A 15027-nucleotide genomic window follows, 5' to 3' on the forward strand; every position below is an offset into this window, starting at 1 on the left:
CCCCGAGGAGCCCCCATGAGAGGCAGAACGCTGAGCGCGGGAATCGCGCTCGCCGTGTTCGCCGGAACGACGGTGACGCTGGCCGCCCAGCCGGTGACCGCGTCGCCCACGACCGCGACGACGATGGCCCGGCCGATCGCCGCGACCGCCGCCGCGCTGGCAGCACCCGACATCTCCGTCACCAACGTCCAGGCGCACCTGACCCAGTTCAGCTCCATCGCCACCAGCAACGGCGGCAACCGACGAGCCGGGTCGGCCGGCTACACCGCCTCGGTGAGCTATGTGAAGAGCAAACTCCAGGCGGCCGGGTACACCGTCAGCGAGCAGAACTGCTCCAGCTGCACGTACCCCTCGAACAACCTGATCGCGGAGTGGCCCGGCGGCCCGACCGACCAGGTGGTCATGTTCGGCGCCCACCTGGACAGCGTCTCGGCCGGCCCGGGCATCAACGACAACGGCTCCGGCTCGGCCACCCTGCTGGAGAACGCGCTGGTCCTGGCCGCACAGAACCCGACCATGACAAAGAAGGTCCGGTTCGCCTGGTGGACCGACGAGGAGCAGGGGCTCAACGGCTCTCGGTTCTACGTCAACTCGCTCACCACCACCCAGCGCGGCTACATCAAGGGCTACTACAACTTTGACATGGTCGGCTCGACCAACGGTGGGTACTTCATCAACCGGGTCACCTCCACCACCGCAGCGCCGCTGAAGGCGTACTGGGACTCGCTGGGGCTGCAACCGGAGGAGAACGTCGAGGGCCAGGGCCGCTCCGACGACTACTACTTCCAGCAGGCCGGCATTCCCACGTCGGGCTACGCGGCGGGCGCCAGCGCCCGCAAGACCAGCGCCCAGGCGACCAAGTGGGGCGGCACCGCCAACTCCGCCTACGACTCGTGCTACCACCGGTCCTGCGACACCACCGCCAACGTCAGCGCCACGGTGCTGAACCGGGCGGCGGACGGCGTCGCGTACGCACTGTGGCAGCTCGCGGTGGGCGGCGGCACCCCGACCAACGACTTTTCCGTCGCGGTCAACCCCACCACGCGCACGGTGGCGCAGGGCGCCAGCACCACCACCACGGTCGTCACCGCGACCACCGCCGGCTCGGCGCAGTCGGTCAGCCTCTCCGCCTCCGGCGCGCCCAGCGGGGTGAGCGTCTCGTTCAGCCCGTCCTCGGTGACCTCCGGCGGCTCGGCCACGATGACCCTGACCGCCTCGGCCAGCGCGGCCACCGGCACCTTTACCGTCACGGTCACCGGCACCGGCTCGGTCACCCGCAGCGCCAGCCTCACGCTCACCGTGACCGGCACCGGCGGCTGCGCCGGCGGCCAGGTGATCGGCAACGGCGGCTTCGAGAGCGGCAGCACGCCCTGGACCGCGTCCTCCGGCGTCATCACCAGCTCCAGCAGCCAGCCGGCCCGGACCGGGTCGTACAAGGCGTGGCTCGACGGGTACGGCAGCACCCACACCGACACCCTGTCCCAGTCGGTGACCGTGCCGGCCGGGTGCGCCAGTTACACGCTGTCGTTCTGGCTGCACGTCGACACCGCCGAGACCACCAGCTCCACGGCGTACGACAAGCTCACCGTGCAGGTGGGCTCGACCACGCTGGCCACGTACTCGAACCTCAACGCCGCGGCCGGCTACGCCCAGCGCACCTTCAACGTGGCCGCCTACGCCGGGCAGACGGTGACCCTGAAGTTCACCGGCACCGAGGACTCCTCGTTGCAGACCAGCTTCGTGATCGACGACGTGACGCTCCAGGCGAGCTGACGTGAGTCGTCGGGCGGAGGGGGGAGGGGGCAACCCACCCCCACCCCCTCCGCCCGACACCTAGTCAGGCTCATCTATCTCTGGTAGAAATCCTGCAAGGCCGGCCCCTGTTTCGCAAAAATCCCACCCTCACGCGAACAGGAGTGCCATGTCACCCACCCGATCCACCCTGCGCCGCCGCGTGCTCACCCTGCTGGTGGCCACCCTCGCCACGGTCGGCACTGCGCTCGGTCTCGCCGCCCCGGCCTTCGCCATCAGCCACTCCAGCGCCACCTCGCAACTGAGCGCCGCCGGCGTCTCCTGGACCTCCAGCGGCAACTGCAGCAACCGCAACGTCGCGACCTGCACCTCGTTCGACGGCGTCCGGCAGGCCACCATCAGCGGCATCATCACCTTCAAGCGGGCCAGTGGCTGCGCGGTCACCATCACCGCCGGGACCGAGGTCGGGCACGCCGGCGGCACGTACAGCCACTGGAACGGCTACAAGCTCGACATCGCGCTGAGCACCTGCATCCAGAACTACATCTCGGCGAACTACACCTACGTTGGCTACATCGCCGGCTTCGGCTACCAGTACCGAGCCCCCTCGGGGAACCTCTACACCAAGGAGGGCAGCCACTGGGACATCCTCTTCTACAGCTGTGGCGGCTGCTGACCGCCGAGCGCCGAGGCGGGTGCGCGGACGGCGCTGACCGCGTACCCGTGCCGGGGCCGCCGCCGGAGCACCGGCGGCGGCCCCGGCCGCGCGTGGGTCAGGGGAGCTGCGGGTAGAGCGCGGCCACCTCGGCGTGGCCCGAATCGGGAATACGACCCGGACGCGGGCACGGCCCCGCCGGTGACGCCTCGTATCCTGTCCGCGAACATCCGCACGAGCCGAGATGGGAGACGGTGTGAGCAACCAGGCCGAGACGTTGGAGTTCCAGGCCGAGGCGCGTCAGCTCCTCCAGTTGGTGGTCCACTCGATCTATTCGAACAAGGACGTCTTCCTGCGGGAACTCATCTCGAACGCGTCCGACGCGCTGGACAAGCTGAGATTGGCCACGCTCGTCGACAAGGACCTCGTCGCCGACACCGACGACCTGCACGTCGCGCTGGAGGTCGATCGGGACGCCCGCACCCTCACCGTGCGGGACAACGGCGTCGGGATGACCCGCGACGAGGTGGTCCAGCTGATCGGCACCATCGCCAAGTCGGGCACCGCCGAGTTGCTGCGCCAGCTGCGCGAATCCGCCGACGCCCCCGCCAAGCAGGACCTGATCGGCCAGTTCGGTGTCGGCTTCTACGCCGCGTTCATGGTCGCCGACCGGGTCACCCTGCTGACCCGCAAGGCCGGCGAGACCGGCGGCACCCGCTGGGAGTCCACCGGCGAGGGCACGTACTCGATCGAGGGAGTCGACGAGGCGCCACAGGGCACCACGGTGACCCTGCACCTCAAGCCGGCCGACACCGAGGACAACCTGCACGACTACACCGCCGAGTGGACCATCCGGGAGATCGTCAAGCGATACTCCGACTTCATCGCCTGGCCGATCCGGATGAGTGTCGAGCGCCCCGGCGCCGACGGCGCGGACGTCACCAGCGAGGTGCAGACCCTCAACTCGATGAAGGCGCTCTGGGCGCGGCCCCGCGACGAGGTCGACGCCGCTGAGTACAACGAGTTCTACAAGCACGTCAGCCACGACTGGGCCGACCCGCTCGAGGTCGTGCACATGAAGGGCGAGGGCACCTTCGAGTACGAGGCGCTGCTGTTCCTGCCCAGCCACGCCCCACTGGACCTGTTCTCCCCGCAGGGCCGCCGTGGTGTCCAGCTCTACGTCAAGCGCGTCTTCATCATGGACGACTGCGAGGCGCTGGTCCCGACCTACCTGCGCTTCGTCAAGGGCGTGGTCGACGCGCACGACCTGTCGCTGAACATCTCCCGGGAGATCCTCCAGCAGGACCGGCAGATCCAGATCGTCCGCCGCCGCCTGGTGAAGAAGATCCTCGCCACGGTCAAGGACCTGAAGGCCAACCACTCCGAGCGCTACCGCACCTTCTGGACCGAGTTCGGCGCGGTCGTCAAGGAAGGGCTGATCGACGACACCGACAACCGCGACACCCTGCTGGACATCCTGTCGGTGGCCTCCACCCACGACGCCGCCGAGCCCACCGACCTGGCCGGTTACGTCGCGCGGATGAAGGACGGCCAGAGCGACATCTGGTACGCCACCGGCGACTCCCGGGCTGCCATCGAGAACTCTCCGCACCTGGAGGCGTTCCGGGCCAAGGGCCACGAGGTGTTGCTGCTCACCGATCAGGTCGACGAGGTGTGGGTCGAGCGGGTCGGCGCGTACGACGGTCGGCCGCTGCGCTCGATCGCCAAGGGCGAGATCGACCTGGACACCGACGAGGAGAAGCAGCAGGCCGAGACCGAGCGCGAGCAGCAGCGACAGGAGTTCGCCGCGCTGCTCGACTGGCTGGGCACCACCCTGACCGACAGTGTCCGGGAGGTTCGCCTGTCGTCCCGGCTGACCACGTCACCGGCCTGCGTCGTCGGCGACGCCCACGACCTCACTCCGACCCTGGAGAAGATGTACCGGGCCATGGGGCACGAGGTCCCCCCGACCAAGCGGATCCTGGAGATCAACCCCGGTCACCCGCTGGTCTCCGGGCTGCGCAAGGCCCACGAGCAGGGCAACGACTCCGCAGCGTTGACCGAGACCGCCGAGCTGCTCTACGGCCTGGCGGTGCTCGCCGAGGGCGGTGAGCTGACCGACCCGGCCCGCTTCACCCGGACGCTCGCCGACCGGCTGGCGCGCACCCTGTAGGAGGCGTGCCCCTCCGGCCGGCGGGCCGCCCCATGAGCGGGCCCCGCCGGCCGGTCACGGCCCGTCGGCGTCCGTGAGCCGACGACGGATGCGCTCCGCGTCCGGGTGTCCGAGGTCGTCGAGGATGCTCAACGCCGTCCGCCAGCTCCGGGCCGCCCCGGCCGGGTCGCCGGCCTCGGCCTGCGCCTCGGCCAGGTGCCCCAGCGTGTCCGCCTCGTAGTACCGGTCCCGGAACTCCCGGTACAGCTGCACCGCGTGCCGGTACGAGCCGACCGCCTCCGCTGGTCGCCCCGCGCGGTGCTGCGCGTACCCGAGGGTGTCCCAGGTCGCGGCCTCACCGTGGCGGTCGTCGTACTCCCGCAACAGCGTCAAGCCCTGCCGACACGCCTCGATCGCGGCGTCGTGCTCACTCAGTTGGGCGCGGTACCAACCGATCGCGTTCAACGCCATCGCCTGCCCGTAACGGTGCCCGGCGGTGCGGTACAACGTCAGCGCCGCCTCCGCGTGCTGGACCACCTCTGCGCGCCGGCCCTGCCGGTCGGCCATCTCAGCCAGGTCCAGGCAGGTGTGCCCCTGGTTGGCCGGGTCGTCGAGGGCCCGGAACAGCTCCAGTGCCCGCTGGAGCTGACCAGGTGCCTCGTCGAGCTGGCCCAGCCGGGCCTGGGCCCGGGCCAGACTGCGGTGCGCGTGTGCCTGCCCGGCCGAGTCGCCGCTGCGGCGCGCGGCGACCAGCGCCGTACGCTGCACCGCCAGCTGGTCGTGCCAGCCGCCCTGCCGGTCCAGGAAAATGGTCAAACTCCAGGCCAGCTGCCAGGCGTGCCGGTCGAACCCGCTGGCCGCGCACCGCTCGACCAGTGCGATCAGCACCTCACGCTCCCGGGCGAACCACGCCGTCGCCTCGTCGTGGTCGCTGACCTTTTCGGGTCGGACCCCGACGACGGCCGGCGGCAGCGCGATCGGGTCCCAGTGCGGGTGCAGCAGCACGGCAGCGGTGTGCGCGCTGTGCAGGTAGTGGTCGAACAGCCGACCCCGCGCCACAGCCCGGTCGCCGACCGGGTCCTGCTCGCCGGAAAGCTCGGCCGCGAAGGCCCGCAGCAGGTCGTGCATCCCGTACCGGTCCGGGCCGCGCTCCAACACCAGGTGCGCGTCGGCGAGTTCGGTGAACGCCCTCCGGACCTCGCGGCGCTCGACGCCGGCGAGGCTGGCCACGGCCGCCGTACTGAGCGGCACGTCCGTGCTGCCGCCGACCAGCCGGAAAAGCCGGGCGGTCGGCCCGGTCAACAGGCGGTACGACCAGGACAGCGCCGTCCGCACGCTGCTGGCGTGGTCGCCCGCGTCCAGCCCGTCCAGCCCGCCGTCGGTACGCAACTGCGCGCCCAGCTCGGCCAGGGAGAGCTGAGGCCGGACCACCGCCCGGGCCGCCACCACGACCAGCGCCAACGGCAGCCGGTCGCAGAGCCCGACCAACTCGCCGACGGCCGCTCGTTCCATCTCGGCCCGCACCCCGATCCGCGCGTGCAGCAGAGCCTCCGCGTCCGCGGCGGTGAGCAGGCCCACCACCAGCGGCTCGGCGCCCTCGGTGGCCACCAGGCCGGTCAGCCGGTCCCGGCTCGTCACCAGCACCAGGCAGTGGGCGGACCCGGGCAGCAGCGGCCGGACCTGCGTGGCGTCCCGGGCGTTGTCCAGCAATACCAGCATCCGTCGGCCGGCCAGCAGGCTGCGGTACAGCGCCGTCTGCTCCTGCGGGTCGAACGGCAACTCCCGGGGCGACACCCCGAGCGCCGCCAGAAACCCGCGCACCACCTGCTCCGCGCTGCGCACCACGCCGCTGTGGCTGTAGCCCTCCAGGTTGGCGTAGAGCTGCCCATCGGGGAAATGCTCGACCACCCGGTGCGCCCAGTGCACGGCCAGCGCCGTCTTGCCCACCCCGGCCAGCCCGGAGATCACCGCCACCGGCACCGCACCGGGATGCGCCTCGGCAGCCGTCCGTAGCGCGTCCAGTCGGGCCAGCTCCGCCCCCCGTCCGGCGAAGCCCCGGACGTCCGAGGGCAACTGCGCCGGGACCGGGTGGGCCGGGTCGAGCCGCGCGACGGGGCCGGCCGCAGTGTGCGTCAGGGTCGGCTCGGCGGGGGGCGTCGGCACGGTGATCTCACCGCGCAGGATGGCCTGGTGCAGCTGGCGAAGCTCGGCGCTCGGGTCCGCGCCGAGCGCGTCGGCCAACTGGTCCCGTAAGCGGGCGTAGTACACCAGCGCCTGTGCGCCCCGCCCGGCGGCGGCCAGCGCGTGCAGCAGCGCGGCGGCGACCGGTTCGTCGAGCGGGTGGTCGTCGGCGAGCCGGGTCAACGGGTCGATCACGGCCTCCGGCTCACCCCGGCGCAGCAGGCTGCGGGCCCACTGCACGACGGTCTCGGTGTGCCGGCGGTGCCAGTCCTGCCGGACCCGGGCCGCCCACTCGCCGGGCAGCCCGGCCAGCGGCTCGCCGCGCCACAGCGCCATTGCCCGGCGCAGCAGCTCCGCCCGCTGCGGGTCGTCGTCGGCCAGCTCGTCGGCCCGCTGCCGCAGCGCGTCGAAGTGCTGTCCGTCGACCGTCTCCGGCGGTAGGTCCAGCAGGTATCCGCCGGAGCGGCGGACCAGCGCGTCCGGCGCCCCGGCGGCGGTCAGCACCCGGCGGATCCGGGCGAGGTAGACGTGCAGGTTGTGCCGGACCCGGGGCGGCGGGGAGTCACCCCAGACCCGATCCACCAGGGATTCCGCGCGAACCGGCCGGCCCACGTCGACCGCCAGCGCGGCGAGGACGGCGCGTTGCCGGGCCGCTCCCGCGTCGATCAGCTGGCCGTCCGTCCACACCTCGACTGGCCCGAGGACCCGAATCTCCATGAACCGCTGCTCGCCCCCGTGCCGCCGGTCGGCCAATCCGGCCGGCACGGCCGGATTGAGGTTCCGGCAGGAATCCGTCGACCTTCCGCGCAGATCATCGTAGGCACAGCGACATCTCTCAATCCGATGTCGGCAATTCGACTCACGGCCGACGCGGTCGTGACGAGACCCGGAGGTCACTCACGTGCGAAGCATTCGGCGAAGGCTCACGTCCGCCCTGGTTGCCGCGGTTGCCCTGACCGCCGCGTTCGGCGCCGCCCCGAGCCCGGCCCAGGCTGCCAACTACGCCTGCCCCTCGAACCTGCTCTGCCTCTACGCCGGGATCAACTTCTCCGGTGATGTGTTCTACCTCGACGGGCCGTACAACGGCTGTAACGACGTCACGCTGCCCTCGTACTTCCGCAACAGGACCCAGTCGATCAAGAACAACCGGGCGTCCGGCACCGTCTCCACCTTCTGGGACAACGCCAACGCCACCGGCCTGCTCGGCTACCAGCACGCCTACGGCTACCGGGCGAACCTGGCGTACGACTCGGCCGCGATTGGTGGCACCTGGAACCTGCGCATCGAGGCCGTACGGGTCTGCTGAGGGCCGGAGTCCCGGTGCGGGGCAGGGAACGGAGACGCCACGACGGCGCCGGTCGGAATCCAACGGGGGGATTCCGACCGGCGCCGTCGCGAGGGTCAGCCCGGGTAGTAGCAGACGTTCGGGATGACCGGGCCACCGTTGACCCCGAAGATCGCGAAGCCCATCCACGCCCGGGTCTGCGGGCCGTACTCGCCGTCCTCGGCGATGTTCGCCCACGCCCAGGTGTCGTTGATCTGGCGCTGTGCGTACAAGACGGCGTTGCGGGTGTTGGTGCCGTACTGGCCGTCGAGCCTCAGCGACTGGGAGTAGCAGTTGTTGAGCGCCTCCTGCAACACCTTGACCGCGCTGTTGGAGTTGCCGTATTTCAGGTAGCAGGTCTTGTTACCGTCCTGCCAGCCGAGGGTGGGCACGTGCATCTCCGCGCCACCCTGGTAGCCGCCGACGCGGTAGTAGGTCAGGCTGGTGCACGTGCTGGCTGCCTGCGCGGCGGTTGGCGTGAGCGCGGCGAGGCCGGCGCTGGCCAGCACGGCCAGCAGGGTGGCGGCGGCGCTGCGGCGCCCGGTGCGGTTCTGGTGGATCGGCATGGTCTCCTCCTGGGTGGGCTCGGCTGCTCGGGTCAACCCGGCATACCTGGGAGCATCGCGACTGCCGATCTACCGTTTCTTGCTCGAACGTCAATTCGCTACGACGCCTGATCCGCAACGGTCCATGGTGACCTGGCCAGCCGCGGCGAGCCCGACTGTCCGTGCCCCGACGGACCGCCGTCACGCAGCGGAGGCGGACGCCTTCGGCTCTCGGTGCGACGCCACGGGGCCGGCGTTCCAGCCCCAGCGGGGGGCCGGTACCGCGCTCTCCCCGGGTCGGCCCGTCCCGTCCCCGTCACTGTCGTCGCCGTCGATGGTCATTTCGACCGAGGCGGGCGTGCTGCGGGCCAGTCGCAGCGACTGCTCGGCGCCGTTGCGGGCCGTGCACGGCCCGGACTGCCCGGCGCACTGGAGGTTGCGGCAGTGCCCCTCGTCGTCCGGCTCGTGGGCGCTGAGCACGTCGATCGCCAACTGCCAGAGCAGCGGGTCGGTCACGTCGTGCGGGCGCTCGGCGCTGCGGCTCGGTCGGTTGCTGGTGTCGTCGTCGGACATGGTGGGTCCCCCCTTGGCAGGCTGTACCCCCAAGGGTCACCCGTCAGCCGCGGGCTAAACCGCCGGCCTGCTGTGATGTGTCTCCGGTCGCAGCTCGGACGCCCGAACACGGCACGCATACCGGTCAATCCGGTAACAGCGGCATCTCGACGCCCGGATCCCGGCCGAGCAGCACCGCACGGGTGAGCGCCGCCGATCCGAACCGGTCGCGGACCGCGTCCACCGCGGCGTCCAACTCCGCACCTGGGTCGCGGTGGAACGGCAACTCCGGCTGCACCGGGTTGTCGTCCAGATTGCCGATCGAGACACCGATCAGGGTGGCACCACGGCGATCAATCTCGGGCAGCGCGGCTCGCAGCAACGCCCGCGCGGCGGCGAGCAGCGGGGTCGTGTCCGCGGTCGCCTTGCCCACCGTGTGCGAGCGGGTGGCCCGGGTGTAGTCGCCGAAGCGCAGCCGCAGCACCACCGTGCGACCGGACCGCCCGGCCGCCCGCATCCGCCGGCTGACCCGGTCGACCAGGCCGGCGAGAATGGCATCCAGCTCCGCCGGGGCATGCGGGGTGCGGCTCAGCGCGTGCTGCGCGCCCATCGAACCGCGCCGTCGGCCGACCTGCACGGCCCGGGGGTCGTGATTGTGTGCCAGGGCGTGCAGGTGTCGGCCGGCCCCGGCTCCGAGCAGTGACACCAGCGCGGCCTCGCCTAGACGGGACACCTCCCCGACGGTACGGATCCGGTGTTCCCGCAGCTTCGCGGAGGTGACCGGGCCGACGCCCCACAGTCGCTCAACCGGCAGCGGGTGCAGGAACGCCAACTCGGCGTCCGGTGCTACCACCAGCAGCCCGTCCGGCTTCGCCACCCCGCTGGCAACCTTCGCCAGGAACTTCGTGCGGGCCACGCCCACCGTGATCGGCAGGTGGACCCGTTCACGAACCTCCTGGCGCAGCCGCTCGGCGATGTCGGCCGGCGGCCCGACCAGCCGCCGCAGGCCACCCACGTCCAGGAACGCCTCGTCGATGGAGAGCCCTTCGACCAGCGGGGTGGTCTGCCGGAAGATCTCGAAGACCGCGCGGCTCGCCGCCGTGTACGCCGACATCCGGGGCGGCACCACGATCGCATCCGGACACAGCCGGCGCGCCTGCTGCCGCCCATCGCACTGCGTACGCCCCGCGCCTTCGCCTCGTAACTGGCCGCGAGCACCACGCCGCCACCGACGATCACCGGTCGCCCGCGTAGGCGCGGGTCGTCGCGTTGCTCGACCGACGCGTAGAAGGCGTCCAGGTCGGCGTGCAGGATGCTGGCGCCGGGCGACACGTACACATGTTCGCATGGCACCCGGCCGTCGCGGCAGTGAGCTGGGCGAACGCCCGATCAGTCGAGGCAGAACTCGTTGCCCTCCGGGTCGGCCAGCACGAGGTGACCGGCACCCAGCGGGGGAGCGGGTTCGTGACGATCGAGCCGGGTGGCGCCGTGCGAGGCGAGTCGTTCGGCCTCCGCCTCCAGGGCCGCCATCCGCTCGTCGCCCGTGAGCCCGGGTGCGGCTCGTACATCGACGTGGACGCGATTCTTCGTCTGCTTGTGCTCCGGCACCCGCTGGAAGAACAGGCGCGGCCCCGAGCCCTCGGGGTCGACCACCGCCGACGCGTCGTTGCGGTTCTCCGGCGGCACACCCATTGCTTCCAGTGCCTGCTCCCATGACTCGAAGTCGCCGGGCGGGGGCTGCACCTGGTAGCCGAGCGCCTCGGCCCAGAACGCCGCCAACGCTGCCGGGTCGGAACAGTCGAACGTGATCTGCACATCGCGGGCCATGTCAGCTCCCTGCTCGGTGATCTGGTCGGTCCTGAGCCCAGCCTGTCGTCAATAGCGGACAGGGTCGTTCCGCATTCTGTGCGACGATCGGCGCGTGACCGTCGAGGCAACGACCGAACGGGTGCTGCGGTTGCTGGCGCTGTTGCAGCGGCGACCGTCCTGGACGGCTGCCGAGCTCGCCGCCGAGCTGGGGGTCACCGGCCGCTGCGTGCGCCGCGACGTGCAGCGACTGCGGACGCTCGGCTACCCCGTGCACGCGACGGCGGGCGTCGGCGGCGGCTATCAGCTCGGCGCGGGCACCCGGCTGCCGCCACTGCTCCTCGACGACGAGGAGGCGATTGCGACGGCGGTTTCCCTGCGGTTCGCCTCGGGAGGCACGGTCGCCGGAGCGGGCGAGGCGGCCCTGCGGGCGCTCGCGAAGCTCGATCAGGTGATGCCGTCACGGCTGCGCGCCGAGGTGCGGGCCGTGCACGGCTCCACGGAGACCCTCCTCGGCCCGGTGGCCGAGATCGACGCGGACCTGCTGGTGACACTCGCACGGGCCTGTCGAGACGCCGTGCGGGTCCGCTTCCGCTACGCCGGCCGTGACGGTGGGGAGCGCGAGCGGACGATCGAGCCGATTCGGATGGTCACGACAGGCCGCCGCTGGTATTTGATGGCCTGGGACGTCGACCGCGACGACTGGCGCACGTTCCGCCTGGACCGGATGAGTGCGGCGGTCGCGACGACCTGGCGCTTCCGGGCGCGCGAGCACCCGGATCCGGTCGCCTTCGTGCAGCGGTCCATGACCGAGGCGCCGTACCGGCATCTCGCCCGGGTGCGCGTGCACGCTCCGGCCGACCGGGTGCGGGAACTGGTCCCGCCTCAGGTGGGGCGTGTCGAGGACGATCGCGACGGGTGGTGTGTGCTGGTCGTCGGCGGAGAGCGGCTGGACTGGCTCGCCGCGCACGTCGCCCGCCTGAGTTACGAGGTGGAGGTGCTGGAGCCTCCGGAACTGCGCGAGGCCGCCGCTCTGCTCGCCCGCCGCCTCGCGGCGATGGCCGGTGCGACGTGGGAGCGTAGCGTGTAGTGACGCAGCGACACCGGGCTGCCGTCGGGGGCGGTCCATGGTGCCGTGCTGGTGCCGGTGCACCGCCAGCCGGCGCGCTCGTAGAGGGCGACGGCCTCGGCGCTGCCGGAGGTCACGTCCAGCACCAGATCCGTCCCACGCGCACTCGCCCACTGCCGGGCCCGGTCCAGCAACGCGCTGCCCAGCGCCAACCCTCGGGCGCGCGGTATCACGAAGAGCCGAGCCACCTCGGCCGTCGGCCGGGCAGGCGGCCCGTTCGCTGGACTGGGCACCCGGTGCACCGCGACGTGTCCGACGATTGCCGTGTCAGCGTCGACGGCGACCCACGCGCGCGCCGGGTGCGGCTCACGTAGCCACCGGTGCGGGTCGGCGGGCCAGTTCAGGGGGTACCGGTCGGCCTGGTGAACTGTCGCGAGCCCCGCGACGCAGCCGTCGAGGTCGGTCAGGCGTCGCCGACGGATGCGGGGTTGGATCACAGCTTTTCGAAGGGGCGGGCGTAGCGGAACTCACCGCGGATCGACTCCCGCCACGCGCTCAGCGGGCGGGCCTGGAAATACTGCGGGCCCCACGGCTGCGGCGGGGTGACGCCCACCTCGACGGCGGGCCGGAACCCGAACCGCGGGTAGTAGTCGGGGTGCCCGAGCAACACCATCAGCGGCTCGTCGTGGGCGTCGGCCGTGCCGAGCACCGCGTGCATCAATGCCGAGCCGACCCCACGCCGCTGCCAGGTGGGCAGCACGCCGAGCGGCCCCAGCCCGAGCGCCACCGGCTGACCGGCCACCAGACCGCGGGTGGCCACCACGTGCCCCACCACCAGGCCGTCCGGGTCGGTCGCCACCAGGGAGTACGCGGGCAGCCAGCCCTCGTCGGCGCGCAGCGCGTCGACAAGCGTCGCCTCGACCGGTACGCCCCCGCCGTCCGCCTTGGCGAAGGCGGCGGAGTGCACCGCCCGGATGGCATCGACATCGGTGGGCGTCTCACGTCTGATCAGCACCGCGCCACCATAAGGTGTGCCTGTTGTGGGCTCCAGGCGTTTATCGCGTCGAAGGCCGATGACGCAGCCTCCTCGGCCCAGGCCAGGCCGGTCCGGCCGCGCCGGTCAGGACTCGGACGGGGAGATGTTGACCAGCCAACTGATGCCGTACGCATCGACGCACTGGCCGAACTCCGCGCCCCACATCTGCTTCTCCAACGGGACCGTCACCGAGCCGCTCTCGGAGAGCTGCTTCCAGTAGCCGGTCAACTCGTCGTGGTCGTCGCCGCTGAGACTGATCGTGATGTTGGTGCCGGGTTGGTGGGCCATCCCGGGCGGGAGGTCCGAGGCCATCAGCGTGAAGCCGCTCGGCGACTCGAGCTGACCGTGCATGATCTGGTTGGAGAGCCCCGGGTCCTGGTTACCGAATTCGCCGAACGTGTTCACCGTCAGCTCGCCACCGAACACGCGGTGATAGAACTCCAACGCCTCGCGTGCGGTGCCGGGGAAGTTGAGGTACGGGTTGAGTCGCGACTGCACAGCGTCCTCCTTGGTCCTGGTCAGCGGTCATCGTCGCAGCCCGGTGGAGGGCGGACAACGAGGCGCGCCCAGGTTTGCGCCGGTGGTGCGCCGGGCGGCGGTGCGGGTACGCCCCCGCCCCGCCGCCTTCGCCGTCGTCGAATCAGCGGTGCCGGAACGACTGGCGGACCGACCCGCCGACGACCGTGCACCACGTGCTCGTGCTGAGCTTGCCGTTGCGGGGCAGGCCGTGTAGCGCCTGCAGATCCTGCACGGCCGCCCGGGTGGCGTGGTCGTACGCCCCGGTGACGGTGACCGCGTATCCCTTGGTGGCGAGGATTTCCTGCACCGCCGTGACCGGCGCGCCGGTGGCGTGCTGGTTCAGTTCCGGCACCAGCGTCTCCCAGGTCGGCGTGGTGAGGGTGGCGTCCACGTCCACCGGAATGCCGTTGCGGGCCTGCCAGTCCTGCACGGCCGCCACGGTCGCGGCGTCGAACGTGCCACTGACCGTCACCGCGTAGCCCCGGTGTGCGAGCAGGTGCTGCACCACCCGGACCGAGGGGGAGTTGACGAAGCGCCACAGGTCCGGCCAGCGGCGCGCCGGCACGTCACCCAGCTTGGTGCCGAGGGCGGCGTGGACCCGTCGGCGCAGCTCGGGGAACTGCCGGTAGAAGGCGGCGCCCGGGCATTCGGTGGTGCGGAAGTCCCAGTGGCCAAAGATGTCGTGCGCGTGCAGCCCGTACTGCCGGCAGATGGCGACGCAGAGCGCGACCAGCGAGTCGGTCAGGGCCTTCGGCGGCGTCTCGGTGACGTAGGTGCCCTCGTTCTCGATGCCGATGGCCCGGCCGTTCTCGCCCGGGCAGTGCGCCGAGATCATTTGTCGGTCGCCGGCTTCGAGGCGCTCCAGGCTGCCCCGGCGGCCCTCCAACACGTAGCCGCCGCGGCTCACCGTGAAGTGCTGGCCGGTGTCCGACCAGCCGTTGCCGTCGATGTGCAGGTCCTGGCAGTCGTGGGCCAGCTTGACCGCCTGCTCGCGGGAGTAGTCGGTGACGTTCGGGAACGCCATGTGATGCACGATTATCTTGTTGGTGGCGATGGCGCTGACCGACAGCGGGTCCTTCGGCGGGCGGGCATCCCACTCGGCACAGCTGATGATCCAGTCCAGGTCGGTGCCCGGAGCGGCCTGGGCCGTGCTCGGGAAGGCGAGTTCGCTCCCGACGACGGCGACCGTGGCGGCGCCGAGGCCGGCCCGCAGCAGCGTCCGGCGATCCACTTCGGATTGGTCGACGTGCATGACATCTCCTCCTGCGGCCGGCGGCGGGGGGATGAAAAGTAGCTCCAGTGGCCGCACGCACACCGGAGAATATTGCCAAGTCTCGCCCGCGCGCTAGAGGGCTTACCGCACCCCATCCAGTCGGCCCGCGAGCGGCTCGCGTTTCCGCGCCTCGGGTCGGGGGTAGGTCGTGGCGGACCGTCCC

13 protein-coding genes and 1 pseudogene are annotated in these 15027 nt (G+C 71.5%); 5 read left to right on the plus strand and 9 right to left on the minus strand.

Features of this window, described 5'->3' with window-relative positions:
* The first annotated feature begins 15 nt into the window (after positions 1–15).
* The 3 genes from OG811_RS25260 (at position 16) to htpG (ending at position 4580) form a co-directional block, all read left to right on the plus strand.
* The gene (locus tag OG811_RS25260) at positions 16–1773 is read left to right on the plus strand and encodes a M28 family peptidase (RefSeq protein ID WP_406069242.1); all 1758 of its coding nucleotides are present in this window, start codon (positions 16–18) and stop codon (positions 1771–1773) included.
* Positions 1774–1921: 148 nt separating this feature from the next.
* On the plus strand, positions 1922–2428 hold the full coding sequence (locus OG811_RS25265) for a hypothetical protein (protein ID WP_406069243.1): 507 nt from the start codon (positions 1922–1924) through the stop codon (positions 2426–2428).
* A 223-nt stretch (positions 2429–2651) separates the two neighbouring features.
* Positions 2652–4580, plus strand: coding sequence for a molecular chaperone HtpG (gene htpG / locus OG811_RS25270; RefSeq protein ID WP_406069244.1), 1929 nt, complete (start codon positions 2652–2654; stop codon positions 4578–4580).
* Between the two features lie 54 nt (positions 4581–4634).
* Here the strand turns inward: htpG and OG811_RS25275 are convergent, their stop codons facing one another.
* Positions 4635–7505, minus strand: a complete 2871-nt coding sequence (locus OG811_RS25275; RefSeq protein ID WP_406069245.1) for an AfsR/SARP family transcriptional regulator — start codon at positions 7503–7505, stop codon at positions 4635–4637.
* A 136-nt stretch (positions 7506–7641) separates the two neighbouring features.
* On the opposite strand from OG811_RS25275, the gene OG811_RS25280 reads away from it, so the two are divergent.
* Positions 7642–8046, plus strand: coding sequence for a peptidase inhibitor family I36 protein (locus OG811_RS25280; protein ID WP_406069247.1), 405 nt, complete (start codon positions 7642–7644; stop codon positions 8044–8046).
* Positions 8047–8141: 95 nt separating this feature from the next.
* Here OG811_RS25280 and OG811_RS25285 read toward each other — a convergent pair whose 3' ends face one another.
* The 4 genes and pseudogenes from OG811_RS25285 to OG811_RS25300 form a co-directional block, all read right to left on the minus strand.
* On the minus strand, positions 8142–8630 hold the full coding sequence (locus tag OG811_RS25285; RefSeq protein ID WP_406069248.1) for a peptidoglycan-binding protein: 489 nt from the start codon (positions 8628–8630) through the stop codon (positions 8142–8144).
* Positions 8631–8810: 180 nt separating this feature from the next.
* Positions 8811–9182 (minus strand): hypothetical protein, encoded by a 372-nt coding sequence (locus OG811_RS25290; RefSeq protein WP_406069250.1) that lies wholly within the window; start codon positions 9180–9182, stop codon positions 8811–8813.
* Positions 9183–9306: 124 nt separating this feature from the next.
* A pseudogene (gene dinB / locus OG811_RS25295) lies at positions 9307–10493 on the minus strand (DNA polymerase IV).
* A gap of 57 nt (positions 10494–10550) precedes the next feature.
* Positions 10551–10988 carry a VOC family protein gene (locus OG811_RS25300; protein ID WP_406069252.1) on the minus strand — a complete coding sequence of 146 codons (438 nt, stop codon included), beginning with the start codon at positions 10986–10988 and terminating at the stop codon, positions 10551–10553.
* Between the two features lie 94 nt (positions 10989–11082).
* Here OG811_RS25300 and OG811_RS25305 point away from each other — a divergent pair, with 94 nt between their 5' ends.
* Positions 11083–12057: a helix-turn-helix transcriptional regulator gene (locus OG811_RS25305; RefSeq protein ID WP_406069254.1), complete on the plus strand. Its 975-nt coding sequence runs from the start codon at positions 11083–11085 to the stop codon at positions 12055–12057.
* Here the strand turns inward: OG811_RS25305 and OG811_RS25310 are convergent.
* The 4 genes from OG811_RS25310 to OG811_RS25325 all read right to left on the minus strand — a co-directional run bounded on the left by OG811_RS25310 (position 11952) and on the right by OG811_RS25325 (position 14843).
* Positions 11952–12533, minus strand: a complete 582-nt coding sequence (locus OG811_RS25310) for a GNAT family N-acetyltransferase (protein WP_406069256.1) — start codon at positions 12531–12533, stop codon at positions 11952–11954. The genes OG811_RS25305 and OG811_RS25310 overlap by 106 nt on opposite strands.
* Positions 12530–13051, minus strand: a complete 522-nt coding sequence (locus OG811_RS25315; RefSeq protein ID WP_406069257.1) for a GNAT family N-acetyltransferase — start codon at positions 13049–13051, stop codon at positions 12530–12532. The genes OG811_RS25310 and OG811_RS25315 overlap by 4 nt, the downstream gene beginning before the upstream one ends.
* Before the next feature lie 105 nt (positions 13052–13156).
* Positions 13157–13570 carry a VOC family protein gene (locus OG811_RS25320; RefSeq protein WP_406069259.1) on the minus strand — a complete coding sequence of 138 codons (414 nt, stop codon included), beginning with the start codon at positions 13568–13570 and terminating at the stop codon, positions 13157–13159.
* Between the two features lie 142 nt (positions 13571–13712).
* A complete protein-coding gene (locus tag OG811_RS25325) occupies positions 13713–14843 on the minus strand; it encodes a peptidoglycan-binding protein (RefSeq protein ID WP_406069261.1) in 1131 nt (376 codons plus the stop codon).
* Between the last annotated feature and the right edge of the window lie 184 nt (positions 14844–15027).

The organism is Micromonospora sp. NBC_01638 (assembly GCF_045209745.1).
Taxonomy (GTDB): Bacteria; Actinomycetota; Actinomycetes; order Mycobacteriales; family Micromonosporaceae; genus Micromonospora.

What these genes read in the sequence shown, in the direction of transcription:
- OG811_RS25260 (WP_406069242.1), top strand. Translation starts at nt 16, where the DNA reads ATGAGAGGCAGAACGCTGAGCGCGGGAATCGCGCTCGCCGTGTTCGCC.
- OG811_RS25265 (WP_406069243.1), top strand. Translation starts at nt 1,922, where the DNA reads ATGTCACCCACCCGATCCACCCTGCGCCGCCGCGTGCTCACCCTGCTG.
- htpG (WP_406069244.1), top strand. Translation starts at nt 2,652, where the DNA reads ATGGGAGACGGTGTGAGCAACCAGGCCGAGACGTTGGAGTTCCAGGCC.
- OG811_RS25285 (WP_406069248.1), bottom strand. Translation starts at nt 8,630, where the DNA reads ATGCCGATCCACCAGAACCGCACCGGGCGCCGCAGCGCCGCCGCCACC.
- OG811_RS25290 (WP_406069250.1), bottom strand. Translation starts at nt 9,182, where the DNA reads ATGTCCGACGACGACACCAGCAACCGACCGAGCCGCAGCGCCGAGCGC.
- OG811_RS25300 (WP_406069252.1), bottom strand. Translation starts at nt 10,988, where the DNA reads ATGGCCCGCGATGTGCAGATCACGTTCGACTGTTCCGACCCGGCAGCG.
- OG811_RS25325 (WP_406069261.1), bottom strand. Translation starts at nt 14,843, where the DNA reads ATGCACGTCGACCAATCCGAAGTGGATCGCCGGACGCTGCTGCGGGCC.